Annotated in this window: 15 protein-coding genes; 13 read left to right on the top strand and 2 right to left on the bottom strand. The window is 42.7% G+C overall.

Annotation, left to right across the window (positions count from 1 at the left end; all coding sequences use genetic code 11):
• Positions 1-4 precede the first annotated feature (4 nt).
• The 7 genes from NST13_RS13215 to NST13_RS13245 all read left to right on the top strand — a co-directional run bounded on the left by NST13_RS13215 (position 5) and on the right by NST13_RS13245 (position 8,843).
• Entirely contained in the window at positions 5-634 is a 630-nt protein-coding gene (locus tag NST13_RS13215) for a hypothetical protein (protein WP_342580779.1), read from the top strand.
• Between the two features lie 5 nt (positions 635-639).
• The gene (locus tag NST13_RS13220; protein WP_342470573.1) at positions 640-1,494 is read left to right on the top strand and encodes a hypothetical protein; all 855 of its coding nucleotides are present in this window, start codon (positions 640-642) and stop codon (positions 1,492-1,494) included.
• Between the two features lie 635 nt (positions 1,495-2,129).
• Positions 2,130-3,386, top strand: a complete 1,257-nt coding sequence (gene ltrA / locus NST13_RS13225; RefSeq protein ID WP_340710142.1) for a group II intron reverse transcriptase/maturase — start codon at positions 2,130-2,132, stop codon at positions 3,384-3,386.
• A gap of 629 nt (positions 3,387-4,015) precedes the next feature.
• On the top strand, positions 4,016-5,272 hold the full coding sequence (gene ltrA, locus NST13_RS13230; RefSeq protein ID WP_340710142.1) for a group II intron reverse transcriptase/maturase: 1,257 nt from the start codon (positions 4,016-4,018) through the stop codon (positions 5,270-5,272).
• Positions 5,273-5,803: 531 nt separating this feature from the next.
• Positions 5,804-6,496: a response regulator transcription factor gene (locus NST13_RS13235; protein ID WP_342580780.1), complete on the top strand. Its 693-nt coding sequence runs from the start codon at positions 5,804-5,806 to the stop codon at positions 6,494-6,496.
• Positions 6,474-6,629: a hypothetical protein gene (locus tag NST13_RS13240; RefSeq protein ID WP_342580781.1), complete on the top strand. Its 156-nt coding sequence runs from the start codon at positions 6,474-6,476 to the stop codon at positions 6,627-6,629. Before NST13_RS13235 ends, NST13_RS13240 begins: the two co-directional genes overlap by 23 nt.
• A 15-nt stretch (positions 6,630-6,644) precedes the next feature.
• Positions 6,645-8,843, top strand: coding sequence for a histidine kinase dimerization/phospho-acceptor domain-containing protein (locus NST13_RS13245; RefSeq protein WP_342580782.1), 2,199 nt, complete (start codon positions 6,645-6,647; stop codon positions 8,841-8,843).
• A 158-nt stretch (positions 8,844-9,001) separates the two neighbouring features.
• Here the strand turns inward: NST13_RS13245 and NST13_RS13250 are convergent, their stop codons facing one another.
• Positions 9,002-9,301, bottom strand: coding sequence for a hypothetical protein (locus NST13_RS13250; RefSeq protein WP_342580783.1), 300 nt, complete (start codon positions 9,299-9,301; stop codon positions 9,002-9,004).
• 224 nt (positions 9,302-9,525) lie between these two features.
• Here NST13_RS13250 and NST13_RS13255 point away from each other — a divergent pair, with 224 nt between their 5' ends.
• Complete coding sequence (locus NST13_RS13255; RefSeq protein WP_342470568.1) at positions 9,526-10,353, top strand: undecaprenyl-diphosphate phosphatase; 828 nt, start codon at positions 9,526-9,528, stop codon at positions 10,351-10,353.
• A gap of 47 nt (positions 10,354-10,400) precedes the next feature.
• On the opposite strand, the gene NST13_RS13260 is transcribed toward NST13_RS13255, so the two are convergent.
• Positions 10,401-11,201: a TIGR00266 family protein gene (locus NST13_RS13260; RefSeq protein ID WP_342580784.1), complete on the bottom strand. Its 801-nt coding sequence runs from the start codon at positions 11,199-11,201 to the stop codon at positions 10,401-10,403.
• Between the two features lie 168 nt (positions 11,202-11,369).
• On the opposite strand from NST13_RS13260, the gene NST13_RS13265 reads away from it, so the two are divergent.
• From NST13_RS13265 to NST13_RS13285, 5 genes are all read left to right on the top strand, one after another.
• Entirely contained in the window at positions 11,370-12,845 is a 1,476-nt protein-coding gene (locus tag NST13_RS13265; protein WP_342580785.1) for an aldehyde dehydrogenase family protein, read from the top strand.
• Positions 12,846-12,869: 24 nt separating this feature from the next.
• Positions 12,870-14,039 (top strand): saccharopine dehydrogenase C-terminal domain-containing protein, encoded by a 1,170-nt coding sequence (locus tag NST13_RS13270; RefSeq protein WP_342470565.1) that lies wholly within the window; start codon positions 12,870-12,872, stop codon positions 14,037-14,039.
• Between the two features lie 479 nt (positions 14,040-14,518).
• Positions 14,519-14,662: a hypothetical protein gene (locus NST13_RS13275; RefSeq protein WP_172597779.1), complete on the top strand. Its 144-nt coding sequence runs from the start codon at positions 14,519-14,521 to the stop codon at positions 14,660-14,662.
• A 158-nt stretch (positions 14,663-14,820) separates the two neighbouring features.
• Complete coding sequence (locus NST13_RS13280; RefSeq protein WP_342580786.1) at positions 14,821-16,953, top strand: beta-propeller domain-containing protein; 2,133 nt, start codon at positions 14,821-14,823, stop codon at positions 16,951-16,953.
• On the top strand, positions 16,950-17,330 hold the full coding sequence (locus NST13_RS13285; RefSeq protein WP_342580787.1) for a hypothetical protein: 381 nt from the start codon (positions 16,950-16,952) through the stop codon (positions 17,328-17,330). The genes NST13_RS13280 and NST13_RS13285 overlap by 4 nt, the downstream gene beginning before the upstream one ends.
• The last annotated feature ends 23 nt before the right edge of the window (positions 17,331-17,353 follow it).

The following is a 17,353-nucleotide window of genomic DNA, read 5'->3' on the forward strand; positions in this document are numbered from 1 at the left end:
CGGTATGCAAGCCAAATATCTCAGCATAATGGTGACGCTTGGTATTGTCCTTGTCCTTTCTCTTTCGGGAAACATCTACTCTTTTAAGAAATTGGCAAACAACGAATCGGAAATACATGAAAGATACGCGAAATTGCTGGAAGAAAAAGAAAAGGAAATCTCGGATTTGCAGCAGGAAATCCTTGCTTTGGAGAATCAACCGGATATACAAAATGGGGAAAATACAAAGAAAAGTGATAATGGGGGATATTCATCCGGTAACCAGTCGACTGAAAACTTAAAGAATACAGCGCGGAGATTTATAGAATACACCTATAACGTGAATTCGGAAAACTATGTGACCGCCAAACAAAACGCTTCACATTATATGACCGATGAACTGACCGAAACCCTTTTTCCCAGCGATGGCTTGGACGAATCCCAATTCAAATCCACCACGAAAGTGAGCAACATTCATGTGTATTTAAACAGCGAAGATGATAAAAAAGTGATTGTCAGTTATGATTTGAAAATCGATTATAAGAATGGCTATGTGGAGAAAAGAAATGACTTTGTTTTACTTCACATGGTTGAAACTGGCGGAATTTATAAAGTGAAAGGGATAGAGCCCATCAATAATATAGGAGGTGTTTGACCGGAATGAAGAAGAAAAAGAGGAAAAATTTGACTACCCAATGGTCCAATTTATATATCGTCATCACCCTTTTCTTTATTGTAGGATTTGCGTTTTTTTTAACAAGCAAAGTGTTCATTGCGGATGAATTGGACATTTTGAATACGGAAATCGGGAAAGAACATAATCTCAATTCGAACGGCAAATTCATCATCAAAGATTGGGTTTATGATGAAAAAAACCATAAAATGCAAGTCACTTTAATTACATCGAATATGAGAAGTTACTTATCCGAATTGAACTTCAGGGCTGTGGCGAGAGTGAACTTGGACAAGGAATTGCCGACGGAAGTGGTTTATTCCAGCAATGATATTTACATCATTGACATTCATGAAGTGCCGAAAAACTTCCAACAAGTAGCGTTGCGTCTGGTGAAAAAAGATATTTTATTGGGCGAAGAATTCGAACAGGAATCAACGGAAAATCATAATGAAGAAAAATTGATAACCAGCATTTATGCGGATGAAAGGGTGGTCAAAAGAGGTTCCATCACGGAAAGAAATGTTAAGGATTATGCCATCCAGGTAACGGATGAAATGATTGAAGAAAGTAAAAAAGAAATTGAAGAATTGAACAATAAAATCAAAAATGAGAAGAGTGTAATCAATCGCATCAATGAGGAAATTGCCACATTAAAAAATGAAATTATTTATCAGACATTGGAAGAGCAGGAGCAGACAAACAACAGCATTTATAATATGGAAAAGGAAATCCAAAAATCCAACAATACAATTGAAAATTTAGAGCTGGACATTAAATCGTTGGAAGCCAAAATAGAAAGGTTGGAACAACGGAAACGTGATTTGAAGTATTTTAATTGATAGGTTTTTCTTAAGCATCAGGAAAGACCTGTTTTATGGAAATGGAAGAATGCGCGGCCGGAAAGAAAAAGTCCGGCTGCGCTTTTTGTGCGCCCGGCATGTACATGAACTATAGGGTGTAAGTCCCGAACCCCGAAGACAGAAGTAGAGGTTAGCCAAGAGCAAGGGTGTCCGTGGTGACGCGGAATCTGAAGGAAGCTGGAGGCAAAACACCGGTCCGAGGAACACGAACCTCATATAAGGCTAGGTATGATTGAGTGAGTTTGCAAAACAAAACAAAGCTCTTTCTGTCGAAGGTCATATCGAGTAGATGAGGCGGATAGATGGTGTGAAAGTGCATGTACTTACCCGGGGAGGTCTGGCGGATAGGTGAAGTACGCTTCATAACCTACTTAGTGATAAGTAGCTGAACCGTCAGAAGTCAGCAGAGGTCATAGTATTAGTTGGTCTAGAACAACTAAGAAGGACCGAACAATTAAGAGAGAATAGCCCTTGGCATTCAGTGAGTCATGATGAAAACAGAAAACGTAGTACCTCACTTGAGGAAGGAAGCGGTGAATCCCGTGGGGGACCTCTTGGAGGGTGGAGTGACCACTGGCATAAAGAGAACAGCTATTCACGGAAGGAGAATAACGATGCTTTTGAATCAAATCCTGTCACGGGAGAACATGCTTCAAGCACTAAAACGTGTAGAACAGAATAAAGGAAGCCACGGAGTAGATATGATGCCCGTACAAAACCTACGACAGCACATAGTCGAAAACTGGCTATCTATTAAGGAGGCAATTCTCAAGGGAACTTATGAACCAATGCCAGTCCGCAGAGTCGAAATCCCGAAACCTGACGGCGGTGTTCGTTTACTAGGAATCCCTACCGTAACAGACCGTTTGATTCAACAAGCAATCGCCCAAGTACTTTCAAAAGTGTATGACCCTACATTCTCTGAAAACAGCTACGGATTTAGACCAAACCGAAGTGCCCATGATGCGGTGAGGAAAGCGAAAGAATATATAAGAGATGGACATCGATGGGTTGTAGATATGGACTTGGAGAAATTCTTTGATAAGGTCAACCATGACAGATTAATGGGTACACTCGCGAAGAGAATCCAAGATAAACCATTACTGAAATTGATTCGTAAGTATTTACAATCGGGAGTCATGATTAATGGTGTGGTGTCAAGCACATTAGAAGGAACTCCACAAGGAGGACCATTAAGTCCGCTACTATCTAACATTGTACTAGATGAACTAGATAAAGAATTGGAAAGAAGAGGACACAAATTCGTTCGATATGCGGATGACTGTAACATTTACGTGAAAAGTAAACGAGCAGGACTTCGCACAATGGCAAGCATTCAACGATTCATTGAAGGAAAACTACGACTGAAAGTAAATGAAAAGAAATCAGCGGTCGACCGTCCATGGAAACGTAAGTTTCTAGGATTTAGCTTTACCTATCATAAAGAGCCAAAGGTTCGTATCGCAAAAGAAAGCCTTAAACGAATGAAGAATAAAGTTCGTGAAATCACATCACGCAAGATGCCCTACCCGATGGAATACCGCATTCAGAAACTGAATCAATATCTAATGGGATGGTGTGGATATTTTGCGTTAGCAGACACCAAATCTATATTCCTTGAATTAGATAAATGGATTCGTAGAAGACTTCGAATGTGTCTATGGAAGAACTGGAAGAAACCGAAAACAAAGATACGCAACCTTATTCAACTTGGCGTACCACAATGGCAAGCGTATGAATGGGGAAATACTCGGAAGAGTTATTGGCGTATTTCAAATAGTCCAATATTACACAGAACCCTTGGTAACTCCTATTGGAGAAACCAAGGGCTGAAAAGTCTTGAAGCTCGTTATGAAAACTTGCGTCAATGATCTTAATTGAACCGCCGTATACGGAACCGTACGTACGGTGGTGTGAGAGGACGGGAGTTAATCGCTCCCTCCTACTCGATTGTGCGCCCGGCATGTACATGAACTATAGGGTGTAAGTCCCGAACCCCGAAGACAGAAGTAGAGGTTAGCCAAGAGCAAGGGTGTCCGTGGTGACGCGGAATCTGAAGGAAGCTGGAGGCAAAACACCGGTCCGAGGAACACGAACCTCATATAAGGCTAGGTATGATTGAGTGAGTTTGCAAAACAAAACAAAGCTCTTTCTGTCGAAGGTCATATCGAGTAGATGAGGCGGATAGATGGTGTGAAAGTGCATGTACTTACCCGGGGAGGTCTGGCGGATAGGTGAAGTACGCTTCATAACCTACTTAGTGATAAGTAGCTGAACCGTCAGAAGTCAGCAGAGGTCATAGTATTAGTTGGTCTAGAACAACTAAGAAGGACCGAACAATTAAGAGAGAATAGCCCTTGGCATTCAGTGAGTCATGATGAAAACAGAAAACGTAGTACCTCACTTGAGGAAGGAAGCGGTGAATCCCGTGGGGGACCTCTTGGAGGGTGGAGTGACCACTGGCATAAAGAGAACAGCTATTCACGGAAGGAGAATAACGATGCTTTTGAATCAAATCCTGTCACGGGAGAACATGCTTCAAGCACTAAAACGTGTAGAACAGAATAAAGGAAGCCACGGAGTAGATATGATGCCCGTACAAAACCTACGACAGCACATAGTCGAAAACTGGCTATCTATTAAGGAGGCAATTCTCAAGGGAACTTATGAACCAATGCCAGTCCGCAGAGTCGAAATCCCGAAACCTGACGGCGGTGTTCGTTTACTAGGAATCCCTACCGTAACAGACCGTTTGATTCAACAAGCAATCGCCCAAGTACTTTCAAAAGTGTATGACCCTACATTCTCTGAAAACAGCTACGGATTTAGACCAAACCGAAGTGCCCATGATGCGGTGAGGAAAGCGAAAGAATATATAAGAGATGGACATCGATGGGTTGTAGATATGGACTTGGAGAAATTCTTTGATAAGGTCAACCATGACAGATTAATGGGTACACTCGCGAAGAGAATCCAAGATAAACCATTACTGAAATTGATTCGTAAGTATTTACAATCGGGAGTCATGATTAATGGTGTGGTGTCAAGCACATTAGAAGGAACTCCACAAGGAGGACCATTAAGTCCGCTACTATCTAACATTGTACTAGATGAACTAGATAAAGAATTGGAAAGAAGAGGACACAAATTCGTTCGATATGCGGATGACTGTAACATTTACGTGAAAAGTAAACGAGCAGGACTTCGCACAATGGCAAGCATTCAACGATTCATTGAAGGAAAACTACGACTGAAAGTAAATGAAAAGAAATCAGCGGTCGACCGTCCATGGAAACGTAAGTTTCTAGGATTTAGCTTTACCTATCATAAAGAGCCAAAGGTTCGTATCGCAAAAGAAAGCCTTAAACGAATGAAGAATAAAGTTCGTGAAATCACATCACGCAAGATGCCCTACCCGATGGAATACCGCATTCAGAAACTGAATCAATATCTAATGGGATGGTGTGGATATTTTGCGTTAGCAGACACCAAATCTATATTCCTTGAATTAGATAAATGGATTCGTAGAAGACTTCGAATGTGTCTATGGAAGAACTGGAAGAAACCGAAAACAAAGATACGCAACCTTATTCAACTTGGCGTACCACAATGGCAAGCGTATGAATGGGGAAATACTCGGAAGAGTTATTGGCGTATTTCAAATAGTCCAATATTACACAGAACCCTTGGTAACTCCTATTGGAGAAACCAAGGGCTGAAAAGTCTTGAAGCTCGTTATGAAAACTTGCGTCAATGATCTTAATTGAACCGCCGTATACGGAACCGTACGTACGGTGGTGTGAGAGGACGGGAGTTAATCGCTCCCTCCTACTCGATTTTTTACAAACTTGGATAAGTAAAAGTCCGGCTTCATTATTGGCCTCAAGCAAGCATCCTCTTTTGCAACCCCTCTTACGTTCCATGCTTATTCCCCATAAGTCTTCTTAAATCTCTTCACGCATGCCAAGGGATCGTTTTTGCAATCAGCAGAGCGGACATGCAGGAAGATGGGCAAAGCCGCCGTCAGATCCCCCTTTTTTGATGTGTGATAAAGTTATCTTCATCGAACAAAAATGAAGAAGTGTTTAAACTTCTCCAACTTTTTTAATAGAGCTGCTATCAACCAAAATATACCAGTAAACGGCCTGTTTTCGTGTTAAAATTATATTTACATCTATACATAAAAATGAAGTGGGAATCTTAAGGATTTCTTAAGATTTTCAACCCCAATTTTGTAAGAAACATATTTTATGATTAAACTGTAAGAAAAAGAGATGAGGTGGTACGGATGGATTTGACTGTGCTTGTCACAGACGATGATCGGGACATTCGTGACGGCATCGAAATTTATTTAAAAAACGAAGGCTATAACGTGTTGAAGGCAAAAGACGGAAAAGAGGCGCTCGAGATTCTTTCCAAAAATGAAGTGCATCTGATTATTTTGGATATCATGATGCCAAATTTGGATGGTATACAAGCAACGTTTAAAATCCGGGAAGAGCGCAACATTCCGATTATTATGCTAAGTGCAAAAGCCGAGGAAACGGACAAAATTCACGGACTCTCGATTGGTGCGGATGACTACATTACAAAGCCGTTTCATCCACTGGAGCTGATTGCCCGTGTGAAATCCCAGCTTAGACGATACACCCAGCTTGGTACATACAACGGTGCGTCCCATTCGAAAATCGAAGTCAACGGTCTGTCCATCGATCGGGAAGCGAAAGAAGTGCGGCTCAACGGGGAGATTGTGAAGCTCACCCCAATCGAATACAAAATCACCGAGCTGCTCCTTGCAAATGCGGGCCGCGTCTTTTCAATACAGGAAATCTATGAACGGGTATGGAATGAAGAGGCGTACAATGCGGAAAATATCGTTCCGGTGCACATTCGGAAAATCCGTGAAAAAATCGAAGCAGATCCGAAAAATCCAAGATATTTAAAGGTTGTGTGGGGAATTGGATACAAAATTGAGAAATAAGTTGGAAAACGGTTTGATGGGTATCAGCTTTATCGCTTCAATAATAGGAATCATCTTAATCATTCGTTTTACAATTCTCTTTTTGGCAAGAGAATGGGCTACCATTATCACCTTTATGGCAAAGGTGTTTTGAGAAGGAGAGAACCGCATGAAAAATAAATGGAAAACCCTCCTCTCTCTTTTTCTTATGACATGGGTTATATTTTCATTTTTTTTGCTTATTAATTTTGGTACGCAATATATCGGGAAATCTTATTTCGATTCAGGCAATTTTAATGCGAATCTGGGACGATTTAAAGATGGAATAGGCCGCTACGTCTTGGAACCTTTTGATTTGGAAGAGGCAAAAAAGCAGATAACGGTGACACAAGAAGAAATTGAATATCACCGGAATTATTATGGATCATTGACCGATCAAGTGGCAAACATCAAAGCGCAGTACCAGGAACGAATTGAACAGGCTGCCGATGACCCGGAATTGCAAAAGATGCTGACGGAAGAGCGGGATCGGAAAATCGACGATATTAAGAAAAACTTTAGCGATGATGAATATGTAGAAGAAAAAGTCCGCAAGCAAAAAGAAGAGATTATCGATAAGTATGCCGCATCGCAAAAAGAAGAAGAAAAAGTCTTTTTGGATGAATTTAACTATTTTGCATATGAGTTGCGGAATGTGGAGACGGGAGAAACCTTCCAGTCTGGAGATGTGAATGCGGATGCCGTTTTTACAGAAAGTTTTGGAAGAAAAAATGGCTATTTAGTCGTAAACAGTTCCAGAACCATTCAACCGGATTATTATGATGACACATTAATGAATCATGAAATTCCGGTGACTGGAAAAGTGTTCCGTTTTGAAGGGAAAATCACCATTCCGAAATCGATGATGAACAACGCCTACTTTAAAGAGGATTATCAAGCATTCATGCTGTCCAAAATGAGCCTTTACGGCATTTGGGCTACCGCCTTGTTAGCGATCGCAGCGCTGTTGACTTTCGCAAAACCTTCATTGGACAATTTATTAAGTCATAAGCGGGGAAAAGGATTATTTTTACAATTGCCGGTGGATGTCAGAATCGCAGTAGTCCTCATTTCCGCAAGTTTGGCTTATAAATTCATTTTGGATATGGGGAATTTGATTGTATATAACACCTATTATTTCCAAAACGAGTATTGGATACGATATATCTTTGATTTGGCTTATCATTTTGCATTCCTTTTCATTTTTGCGGCAGTGAGCATTTTGGGGGCTGTATGGATTTGGGAATCGTTGGACAATGAAGAAAAGGTAATAAGTGAATGGAAAAACGCCTTTCTGTACCGTTTGTCTGACGGTATCCAAGATTTATTTTTATCCCGTTCCATCGGGGTACAGGCGTTATTCATCTTATGCGTCGCTTTTTTTGCAGGGTTCGGCTTTGCGGTGGTGTTCATGGATCTCCAAGCAATCGTTGTTTATGTTCCATTGTTTCTTTTTATCGCACTGCCGGCCGTCATCGTTTTTTTAAGAAATGCAGGGTATTTAAACCGCATCATGAAGCAAACGGAAGAGATGGCGGAAGGGCGTTTGACGGCGGAGGTAGAGGTGAAAGGGAAGTCGCCGCTTGCCAAACACGCGCAAAATTTGAACGAATTGCAGGAAGGGGTTCGCAAATCTTTGACGGAGCAGGCGAAAAGCGAGCGTTTGAAAACGGAATTGATTACGAATGTCAGCCACGATTTGCGGACGCCTTTGACTTCCATTATTACGTATACGGATTTATTGAAAAATCCGGAGATAACGGAAGAAGAAAGGAACAGATATATCGAAATATTGGATAATAAATCCCAACGATTGAAAACGCTGATTGAGGATCTCTTTGAAGTATCGAAAATGTCCAGCGGGAATGTGGAGCTGAAGAAGGAACGAATCAATCTGACGCAACTGTTGCAACAGGCGGTTGGCGAACATAAAGAAGATTTTGAAAAAGCGAACTTGGAATTGCGTGTCGTGTTGCCGGATGAACCGATTTACGCCGATGTGGACGGTCAAAAATGGTGGCGGGTGATTGATAATTTGATTGTCAATGCATTGAAATATTCACTGAGCGGCACGAGAGTTTATGTGACGTTGAAAAAGGTTGGCTCCATGGCTGAATTTTCGGTGAAAAATATAGCCAATTATGAATTGGGAGATAATGTGGAGGAATTGAAGGAACGGTTCAAGCGGGCGGATGAGTCGAGACATACGGAAGGCTCCGGTCTTGGACTTGCCATCGCCCAATCGATTGTGGAGTTGCATCACGGGAAATTGGAGATTGGCGTGGATGGAGATTTATTTAAAGTCGTTGTGACAGTGAGCGCAGTGTGAGTTTAAGAGTTTGATGATGAAAGGGAGCAAATGGGGAAATTCTCCGTTTGCTCTTTCTTTTAATTTGTGTGGATATTTGTATTAATTGGTGCGGAAAGTACGTGATTTGGTGAGGATCAGCATCTAATTGGTGTGGATAACACCCGATTTGGTGAGGATCAGCATCTAATTGGTGTGGATAACACCCGATTTGGTGCGGATACAGCATTAATTGGTGTGGATAACACCCGATTTGGTGCGGATACAGCATTAATTGGTGTGGATAACACCCGATTTGGTGCGGATGCAGCCTCTATTGGTGTGGATAACGCCCGATTTGGTGCGGATGCAGCATTAATTGGTGTGGATAACGCCCGATTTGGTGCGGGTGCAGCCTCCATTGGTGTGGATAATACTTGATTTGGTGCGGATGCAGCCTCAATCAGTTCAGTCAACTTCCTTCCATTTTGAACGGTCATCCTCATTTAGTGGAACTTCGCTTATTCAATTTTCGAACGGAAATTTCAGGAAAATCCTATTCTTTTTTGATGGCATATTTTACTTTAACCGAAAATAGTGTATAAAGAGTGATAGATATGTTGCAACCAAATGAATAATAGAACGTTTTTATGGTGATAGACATTTTGGGAAGTATCGTGTATTGTAGATTGAGTGATAAAGAGTGTAAGGGGAATAATGGTTTATGGAATTCATTGAATTGTTGAAAGCGATCATCCTCGGTTTTGTGGAAGGGATGACGGAATTCGCTCCGGTTTCGTCCACCGGCCATATGATCATCGTGGATGACTTGTGGTTAAAGACAACGGAATTTTTGGGGCAGGGTTCTGCCAATACGTTTAAAATAGTCATCCAGCTGGGCTCCATTTTGGCGGTTGTGGTCGTTATGTGGAAACGCATGTTGAGCCTTGTCGGGTTATACAAAATTGATGGACAAGAATATTCAAAACGCTTTAATTTATTGCACGTCATTGTCGGAATTATTCCAGCCGGCGTTTTCGGCGTATTGTTCGAAGATTTCATCGATGAACATTTATTCACAACAGAAACGGTTGTGGTCGGGTTGGTTATCGGCGCCCTTTGGATGATGATGGCCGATAAAATGGGTCCAAAACGCCCAACAGTCACTTCATTAGACAAGCTGTCTTACAGCAAAGCTTTTAAAATCGGCCTGGTACAATGCCTTTCTTTATGGCCGGGATTTTCCCGTTCCGGTGCAACGATTGCCGGGGGGGTAATCATGGGACTTGACCATAAAACCGCTTCCGATTTTACCTTTATTATGGCCGTTCCGATCATGGCAGGAGCAAGCGGATTGTCTTTAGTGAAAAACTGGGATCAAATCAACCCGGACCATTTTTGGTTTTATGTTGTCGGCTTTATAAGCGCCTTCATTTTTGCATTAATTGCGATTAAATTCTTCTTAAAATTGATTTCACGCATCAAATTGGTGCCGTTTGCCATATACCGTCTAGTGCTGGCGGCGGTATTGATTGCAATCTTGTTCATATAATAAAAAAATCCTTTCTCGAAACGGGAAAGGATTTTTTTATGGCCACCTTAATCGTTGAATAGATTAAACACCCCGGCGATGCCACGTTCACCGACATCTTTTCCTCCTCCGCCTTGGGACACAGGAGCAGCTGCGAATACGCGGCTTGCAAGTCTGGAGAATGGCAATGATTGAATCCATACAGTTCCGGGACCTCTCAATGTTGCGAAGAAGATACCTTCTCCACCAAACAGAGCGGTTTTAATTCCGCCAACCGCTTCAATGCTGTAATCCACTTCCGAAGTCATTGCGACAAAGCATCCAGTATCCACTCGGAGCACTTCACCCGGTTGAAGTTCCAATTGATGAATCGCACCGCCTGCATGAATGAATGCCATACCGTCGCCTTCAAGTTTTTGCATAATGAAACCTTCTCCACCGAAGAAGCCGGCGGAAATTTTCCGTTGAAATTCAACGCCAATGGAAACGCCTTTTGCAGCGGCTAAGAAGGCATCCTTTTGGCAAATCACTTTCCCGTTTAATTGGCTTAAATCCATCGGAATAATTTTTCCAGGGTAAGGAGCGGCAAAGTAAACGCGTTTTTTGCCCATGCCCACATTCGTGAATGTCGTCATGAATAAACTTTCACCAGTAATCAGCCGTTTTCCGGCACCCTTTAATTTTCCCAAAAGTCCTCCACCACTGCTTTGGGAAGAGCCATCGCCAAAAATCGTTTCCATTTTGATGCCATCATCCATCATCATTAAGTTGCCCGCTTCCGCAATCACCGTTTCATTTGGATCCAACTCGACCTCTACGTACTGCATATCATCGCCAAATACTTTGTAATCAATTTCATGATTATTCATGCCGTTTCCTCCTTTTGCATTTACTTAATATATACATTACTTGCATACGTATTCCCTTTGGAAAAAGTTTCAATTACATTTAGTCTTATATGAATTGGTGAGAAAAAAAGGGATTTAGCGAGAAAATGTTGAATTAATATTGCAATAATAAAAAATAAGGAGGGTGTTATGAATTTAAAAAACTATATCAATGGTCGGTGGGTGGAAAGGAATTTAGAAGCGGCTGCAGTGATTAATCCGGCAACGGGGGAGGAATTGGCAAAAGTCCCTCTTTCAACGGGAAATGAAGTGGATGAAGCGGTCCGCTCAGCCAAACAGGCGCAAAAGAAGTGGGCTCTCGTCCCGGCTCCGAAGCGTGCGGAATATTTATATGAAATTGGTTATAAATTGAAAGAAAAGAAAGAAATGCTGGCTGAGATTCTTACAAAGGAAATGGGCAAAGTGATTGAGGAAGCCCGCGGAGAAGTGCAAGAGGGCATTGATATGGCCTTTTATATGGCAGGGGAAGGCAGACGGTTATTTGGCGAGACGACTCCCTCCGAATTGCCGAATAAGTTTGCCATGAGTGTAAGAAGCCCCGTAGGCGTAGTCGGTCTTATCACGCCATGGAATTTCCCCATTGCAATCGCCACTTGGAAAGCCTTCCCGGCGATTGTTGCCGGTAATGCAGTGGTTTGGAAACCATCCGTTGAAACCCCTCTGATGGCATATGAATTAGGAAAAATAATGGAAGAAGTCGGGTTGCCGGACGGTGTGTTTAATATCGTGTTTGGCTCAGGATCTACGGTTGGTACGGCGCTCATTGAACATCCGGATGTAAAAGTGATTTCTTTCACAGGTTCAAATGAAACGGGACGCAAAGTGGCCGAGTTGGGCGGCCGGCATTTGAAAAAGGTCTCGCTTGAGATGGGCGGCAAGAACGCCGTCATTGTCATGGATGATGCGGATTTAAATTTGGCGGTGGAAGGGATTCTTTGGAGCGCCTTTGGGACGACGGGGCAAAGATGCACCGCCTGCAGCCGGGTCATTGTTCATAAAGATGTGAAAAAGGAATTGGAAGAGAAGCTCGTTGCTGCAGCCCGTCAATTAACGATTGGCAACGGTCTGGATCCAAAGGTGAAAGTGGGGCCTGTAATTAACAAAGCCGCATTGGAGAAAATCGAGTATTACGTGCAAGTTGGAAAAAAGGAAGGGGCAAAACTGCTGACGGGCGGAGAAATCTTGACAAAGCCTCCTTTCGATAAAGGTTATTATTTTGAACCGACCATTTTCACCGATGTAAAGCCGGACATGACCATTGCCCAAGAGGAGATCTTTGGACCGGTGCTCAGCATCATTGAAGTGAGCAGCTTGGAAGAAGCGATTGAAGTGAATAATAGTGTGAAGTTTGGTTTATCCAGCTCCATTTACTCACAAGATGTAAATAAGATATTCCAAGCCCAACGAGATTTGGATACAGGGATTGTATACATTAATGCGGGAACAATCGGTGCTGAAATCCACCTGCCATTTGGAGGCACAAAAGGAACGGGGAATGGTCACCGTGATTCCGGTCAAGCGGCTTTGGATGTCTTTACAGAATGGAAAAGTATTTATGTGGATTACAGCGGTAAGCTTCAACGGGCACAAATTGATACAGATTGAATGAAAAGAAAGGGGATGCGAGGAATGAAGGTAGTAGTGTTAGGTGCAGGACTGATGGGGAAAGAAGTGGCGAGGGATTTAAATACAAGCGATCGAGTGGAAAAAGTATTTTTGGCAGATTTAGATATAGCGGCAGTGGAAGAATTCATTAAAGAAGCGGATTTGCAAAAAACGGAAGCAGTGCAATTGAATGCGGAAAATGAGGAACAATTGCGCGAGGTCATTGCCAAAGGAGACGTGTGTGTGAATGCGCTCTTCTATGCATTCAATGAGCGGGTGGCAAAAGCGGCCATTGATGTAGGCGTTCATGCGGTGGATTTAGGCGGACACATCGGTGATATTACGGAAAATGTGCTGAAGTTGGATGAACAGGCAAGAGAAAAAAATGTAACGATCATTCCGGATCTGGGGTTAGCACCAGGAATGATCAATATTTTGGTTGGCTATGGCGCTTCGAAATTGGATAAGGTGGAGTCCATCCGGCTTTATGTTGGCGGAATTCCGGTAAAACCGGAACCTCCTTTGAATTATACACGCGTGTTTTCTCTTGAAGGGGTGATCGATCATTATACGCAGCCGGCCAAAATCATCCAAGATGGCCAACTGGTGGAAGTGGAGTCGCTTACAGGGTTGGAACCGATTTATTTTGACCAATTCGGCACTTTAGAAGCGTTTTATACATCCGGGGGAACATCCACTTTGTATAAAACATTCCCGAATGTAAAAACCCTTGAATATAAAACGGTCCGCTACAAAGGGCACGCTGAAAAGTTCCAACTGATGAGGGAACTGGGATTTTTCGACAGAGATAATGTTGTCGAAGTGGATGGCGTTCAGGTGAAAGTCCGGGATGTCGTTCGGGAAGCGTTAAAGAAAAAATTATATTTAGGGAAGAAACAGGATGCGGTTGTACTTCGGGCAATCATCGTCGGTGAAAAATCCGGGGAACAAGTCACTTATGAATATGAAACAATTTTAAAACGGGATGAAGATTCCGATGTAACGGCGATGGCCAAAGCGACTGCCGGAACGATCGCGTCAGCGGCGATCATGATCGCAGATGGCACGATTTCAAAACGGGGCGTGTTCCCGCCGGAAACGATTGTTCCAGGAAAAGAATATATCGAAAAAATGAATAAGCGCGGTGTTGTCATCAAAGAAACATCCCATCGTTCTTCCATTGTGAAATGGTAAATGAAATAATGTTGGGTCAACGAAAACGTGAAGCGATGCGGCTTCACGTTTTTTTTAGTGCGCCTGGCATGGGTGTAATCTATAGGGTGTAAGTCCCGAACTGTGAAGGCAGAAGTAACAGTTAGCTTAACGCAAGGGTGTCCGTGGTGACGCGGAATCTGAAGGAAGCGAGCGGCAAACTTCCGGTCTGAGGAACACGAACTTCATATAAGGCTAGGTATCATTGGATGAGTTTGCTAAACAAAACAAAGTCCTTTCTGCCAAAGGTGGTACAGAGTAAATGAAGCAGATAGATGGAAGGAAAGATTACATTCTTACCCGGGGAGGTCTGGCGGATATGTGAAGTACGCTTCATAACCTACTTAGTGATAAGTAGCTGAACCGTCAGAAGTCAGCAGAGGTCATAGTATTAGTTGGTTTAGAACTACTAAGAAGGACCGAACAATTAAGAGAGAATAGCCCTTGGCATTCAGTGAGTCATGATGAACACAGAAAACGTAGTACCTCACTTGAGGAAGGAAGCGGTGAATCCCGTGGGAGACCTCTTGGAGGGTGGAGTGACCACTGGCATAAAGAGAACAGCTATTCACGGAAGTTATAAAGACTTGCGTCAATCATCTTAATTGAACCGCCGTATACGGAACCGTACGTACGGTGGTGTGAGAGGACGGGAGTTAATCGCTCCCTCCTACTCGATTTGCAGAAACAAAATTTACAAAGAATGTAACAAAAAAGAAGTTCAGTAGTCTAATCAAGTAAAGGGAGAAAGGAGTGAAAACGTATGAAGAAGAGAATTTGGATATCAGCAGGCGTATTGATTCTGCTCATTATCGCTGTAACAGTGGGATTCTTGCTGCGAGAGAGAAAAGTGGAAGTGACCGCAGCCTCCGTCATTTTTTCCGGTCATCCTTATCATGTGTATCTCACCCAAAGTGTGGATCAGCAGGCGATTCGGGAAGGTAAAGTGTATGTGACCGACGAAAAGGGAAACAAGTTGGATGCAGCCATTTCATTGAATGACAATCAACGGACAATCACCATAGAAGATTTGAGCATGGGAAAATATATTCTTCATATTGATAAAAAGGCCTTTAAAAGAGCCGCTTCAAAAACGACGGTCGAATTTCAGGTGATTGAAAAATTGGAATCGGTGCAATCCGTTGAAGAATTAGAAAAGTATTTCGAAGCGGCACTCGCCATTCGTAAACAAAACGACCAGAAATTCGAAATGGAAGATGGTGTTGTGGAAGAATCCGCCGCCGATACATCCGGTTCAGACCATTCAACGACGAATAATCAAGTGGAAGGAATTGATGAAGGGGATATTGTCATCACAGACGGCAAATATATTTACACAGCCGTCAATCAGAAAATTAACATTGTGGATGCGCAAGACCCGAAAAATTTGCGGCATGTGGCGACAATTCAATTAAAAAACAGTTACCCCCAATTATTGTTAAAGGAAGGAAATTATTTAATCGCCTTGCTTGATGAGATGGTGCTTAATTCAAAGGACAATAAGGAAAATTACATCTGGCAATCTTTCACCAAAGCGGCGATTTATGATGTGAGTGATGCTTCCAATCCGAAATTGGCAAAGGAATTTGGCCAGGAAGGATATATGAATGGCGTACGAAAATATAACGGGGTGCTTTACATGGTATCCGGCTATTCGCCAAATTATTGGTTTATGGAAGAGAGGGAAGTCGAGCTGAGGCCCTATATTTCTGACGGAGGCGAAACAACTCCGCTGGAAATAGAAAACATTTCGATTATTCCGGGATCATTGGAGCCATCCTATACCATTATTTCCGCGATTGACTTGAACAATCTGACATCCAAAGAAGTCATCACAAAGGGATATTTGGGCAGCAGTTCTGCATTATATATGTCCCCCAATGCCCTTTATTTGACGGCTTTTGATTATGGGGAGGGGGCCCCTATGCCAATCGATCTCAATATAACCGTTTCAGATGGAGATACCCCGGTCAGTTCAGGACAAACTGCAGATCAAAAAACAAATATTTATAAATTTATCATCAGCGGAACAAATATTGAGTTTGCAGCGTCTGAATCGGTGAAAGGGCATGTACTTAATCAATTCTCCATGGATGAACATAATGGATATTTCCGTATTGCGACAACGGAAGGAGTTGCCTGGGGTTCGCAACCAACTTCAAAAAATCATTTGTTTATTTTGAACGGGAACTTGGAGAAAGTGGGGGAAGTCACGGATTTGGCAAAAGGTGAACGCATTTATTCCGTCCGGTTTATGGGGGATAAGGCGTATATCGTGACTTTCAAAGAGACAGACCCTCTTTTTGTCATAGATACTTCTGACCCGGGAAATCCGACCGTTTTGGGCGAATTAAAAATTCCGGGCTTCAGCAATTATCTGCATCCTCTTGGAGACCATCATTTGATTGGAATCGGTTATGATACGGAACAGCGTATGGATTCCTGGTCGAAGGAACCGGTGACGGTGACGACCGGCATGAAAATTTCTTTATTTGATGTGTCCGATTTTGCCAATCCAAAGGAACAGGATACGGCAGTGATCGGCGGACGAGGAACGTATTCGGAAGCGCAATATAATCATAAGGCATTCTTTAGAAATGAAGAATTGAATTACTACGGCTTCCCGGTGATTTTGTACGAGGATGGAAAAAAAGACGAGATCCAGTATAAAGGATTGGGTGCGGTGATTTATGAAATCACACCAGAGCGCGGTATTCAATTGAAAGGGGATATCATCACACCGGCCAAAACAGGCGAATTATATGAAGATTGGAATACAAGCATTTTGCGGTTAGCGTATATCGGCGATGTGTTATATACGGTTTCTCCGAATGAAGTGAAAAGCTATGATATCAACACTTTCAATCAGATTGGGCAAGTGGGTATCCATAATTGAGGATGAAATCTGCTCTTGTTGTTGCAAGGGCAGATTTTTTGTTATATATGGGGATTTATGCACCGTATGTGCTATCCGAGCAAGTGAAGTTGGTATTTGAGCAAGCGAAGGGTTCATCCGAGCAAGCAGGGGAGGTATCCGAGCAAGCAGGGGAGGTATCCGAGCAAGAGGAGGGAGTATCCGGGCAAGCGGAGGGGGCATCCGAGCAAGCAGGAGGGGTTATCCGAGCGAGCAGGAGGGGTTATCCGAGCGAGCAGGGGAGGTTATCCGAGCAAGCGGAGGAGTTATCCGAGCAAGCGCGGGGGGCATCCGCGCAAGAAGCGAAGATATCTCACAAGCGCGGAAGATATCCGCAATATAATTTATCCATAAAATAAAAAATCCCTAAGCTTTACTTTCG

The sequence above is a fragment of the Ureibacillus sp. FSL W7-1570 genome, assembly GCF_038593265.1.
Lineage (GTDB): Bacteria > Bacillota > Bacilli > Bacillales_A > Planococcaceae > Ureibacillus > Ureibacillus suwonensis.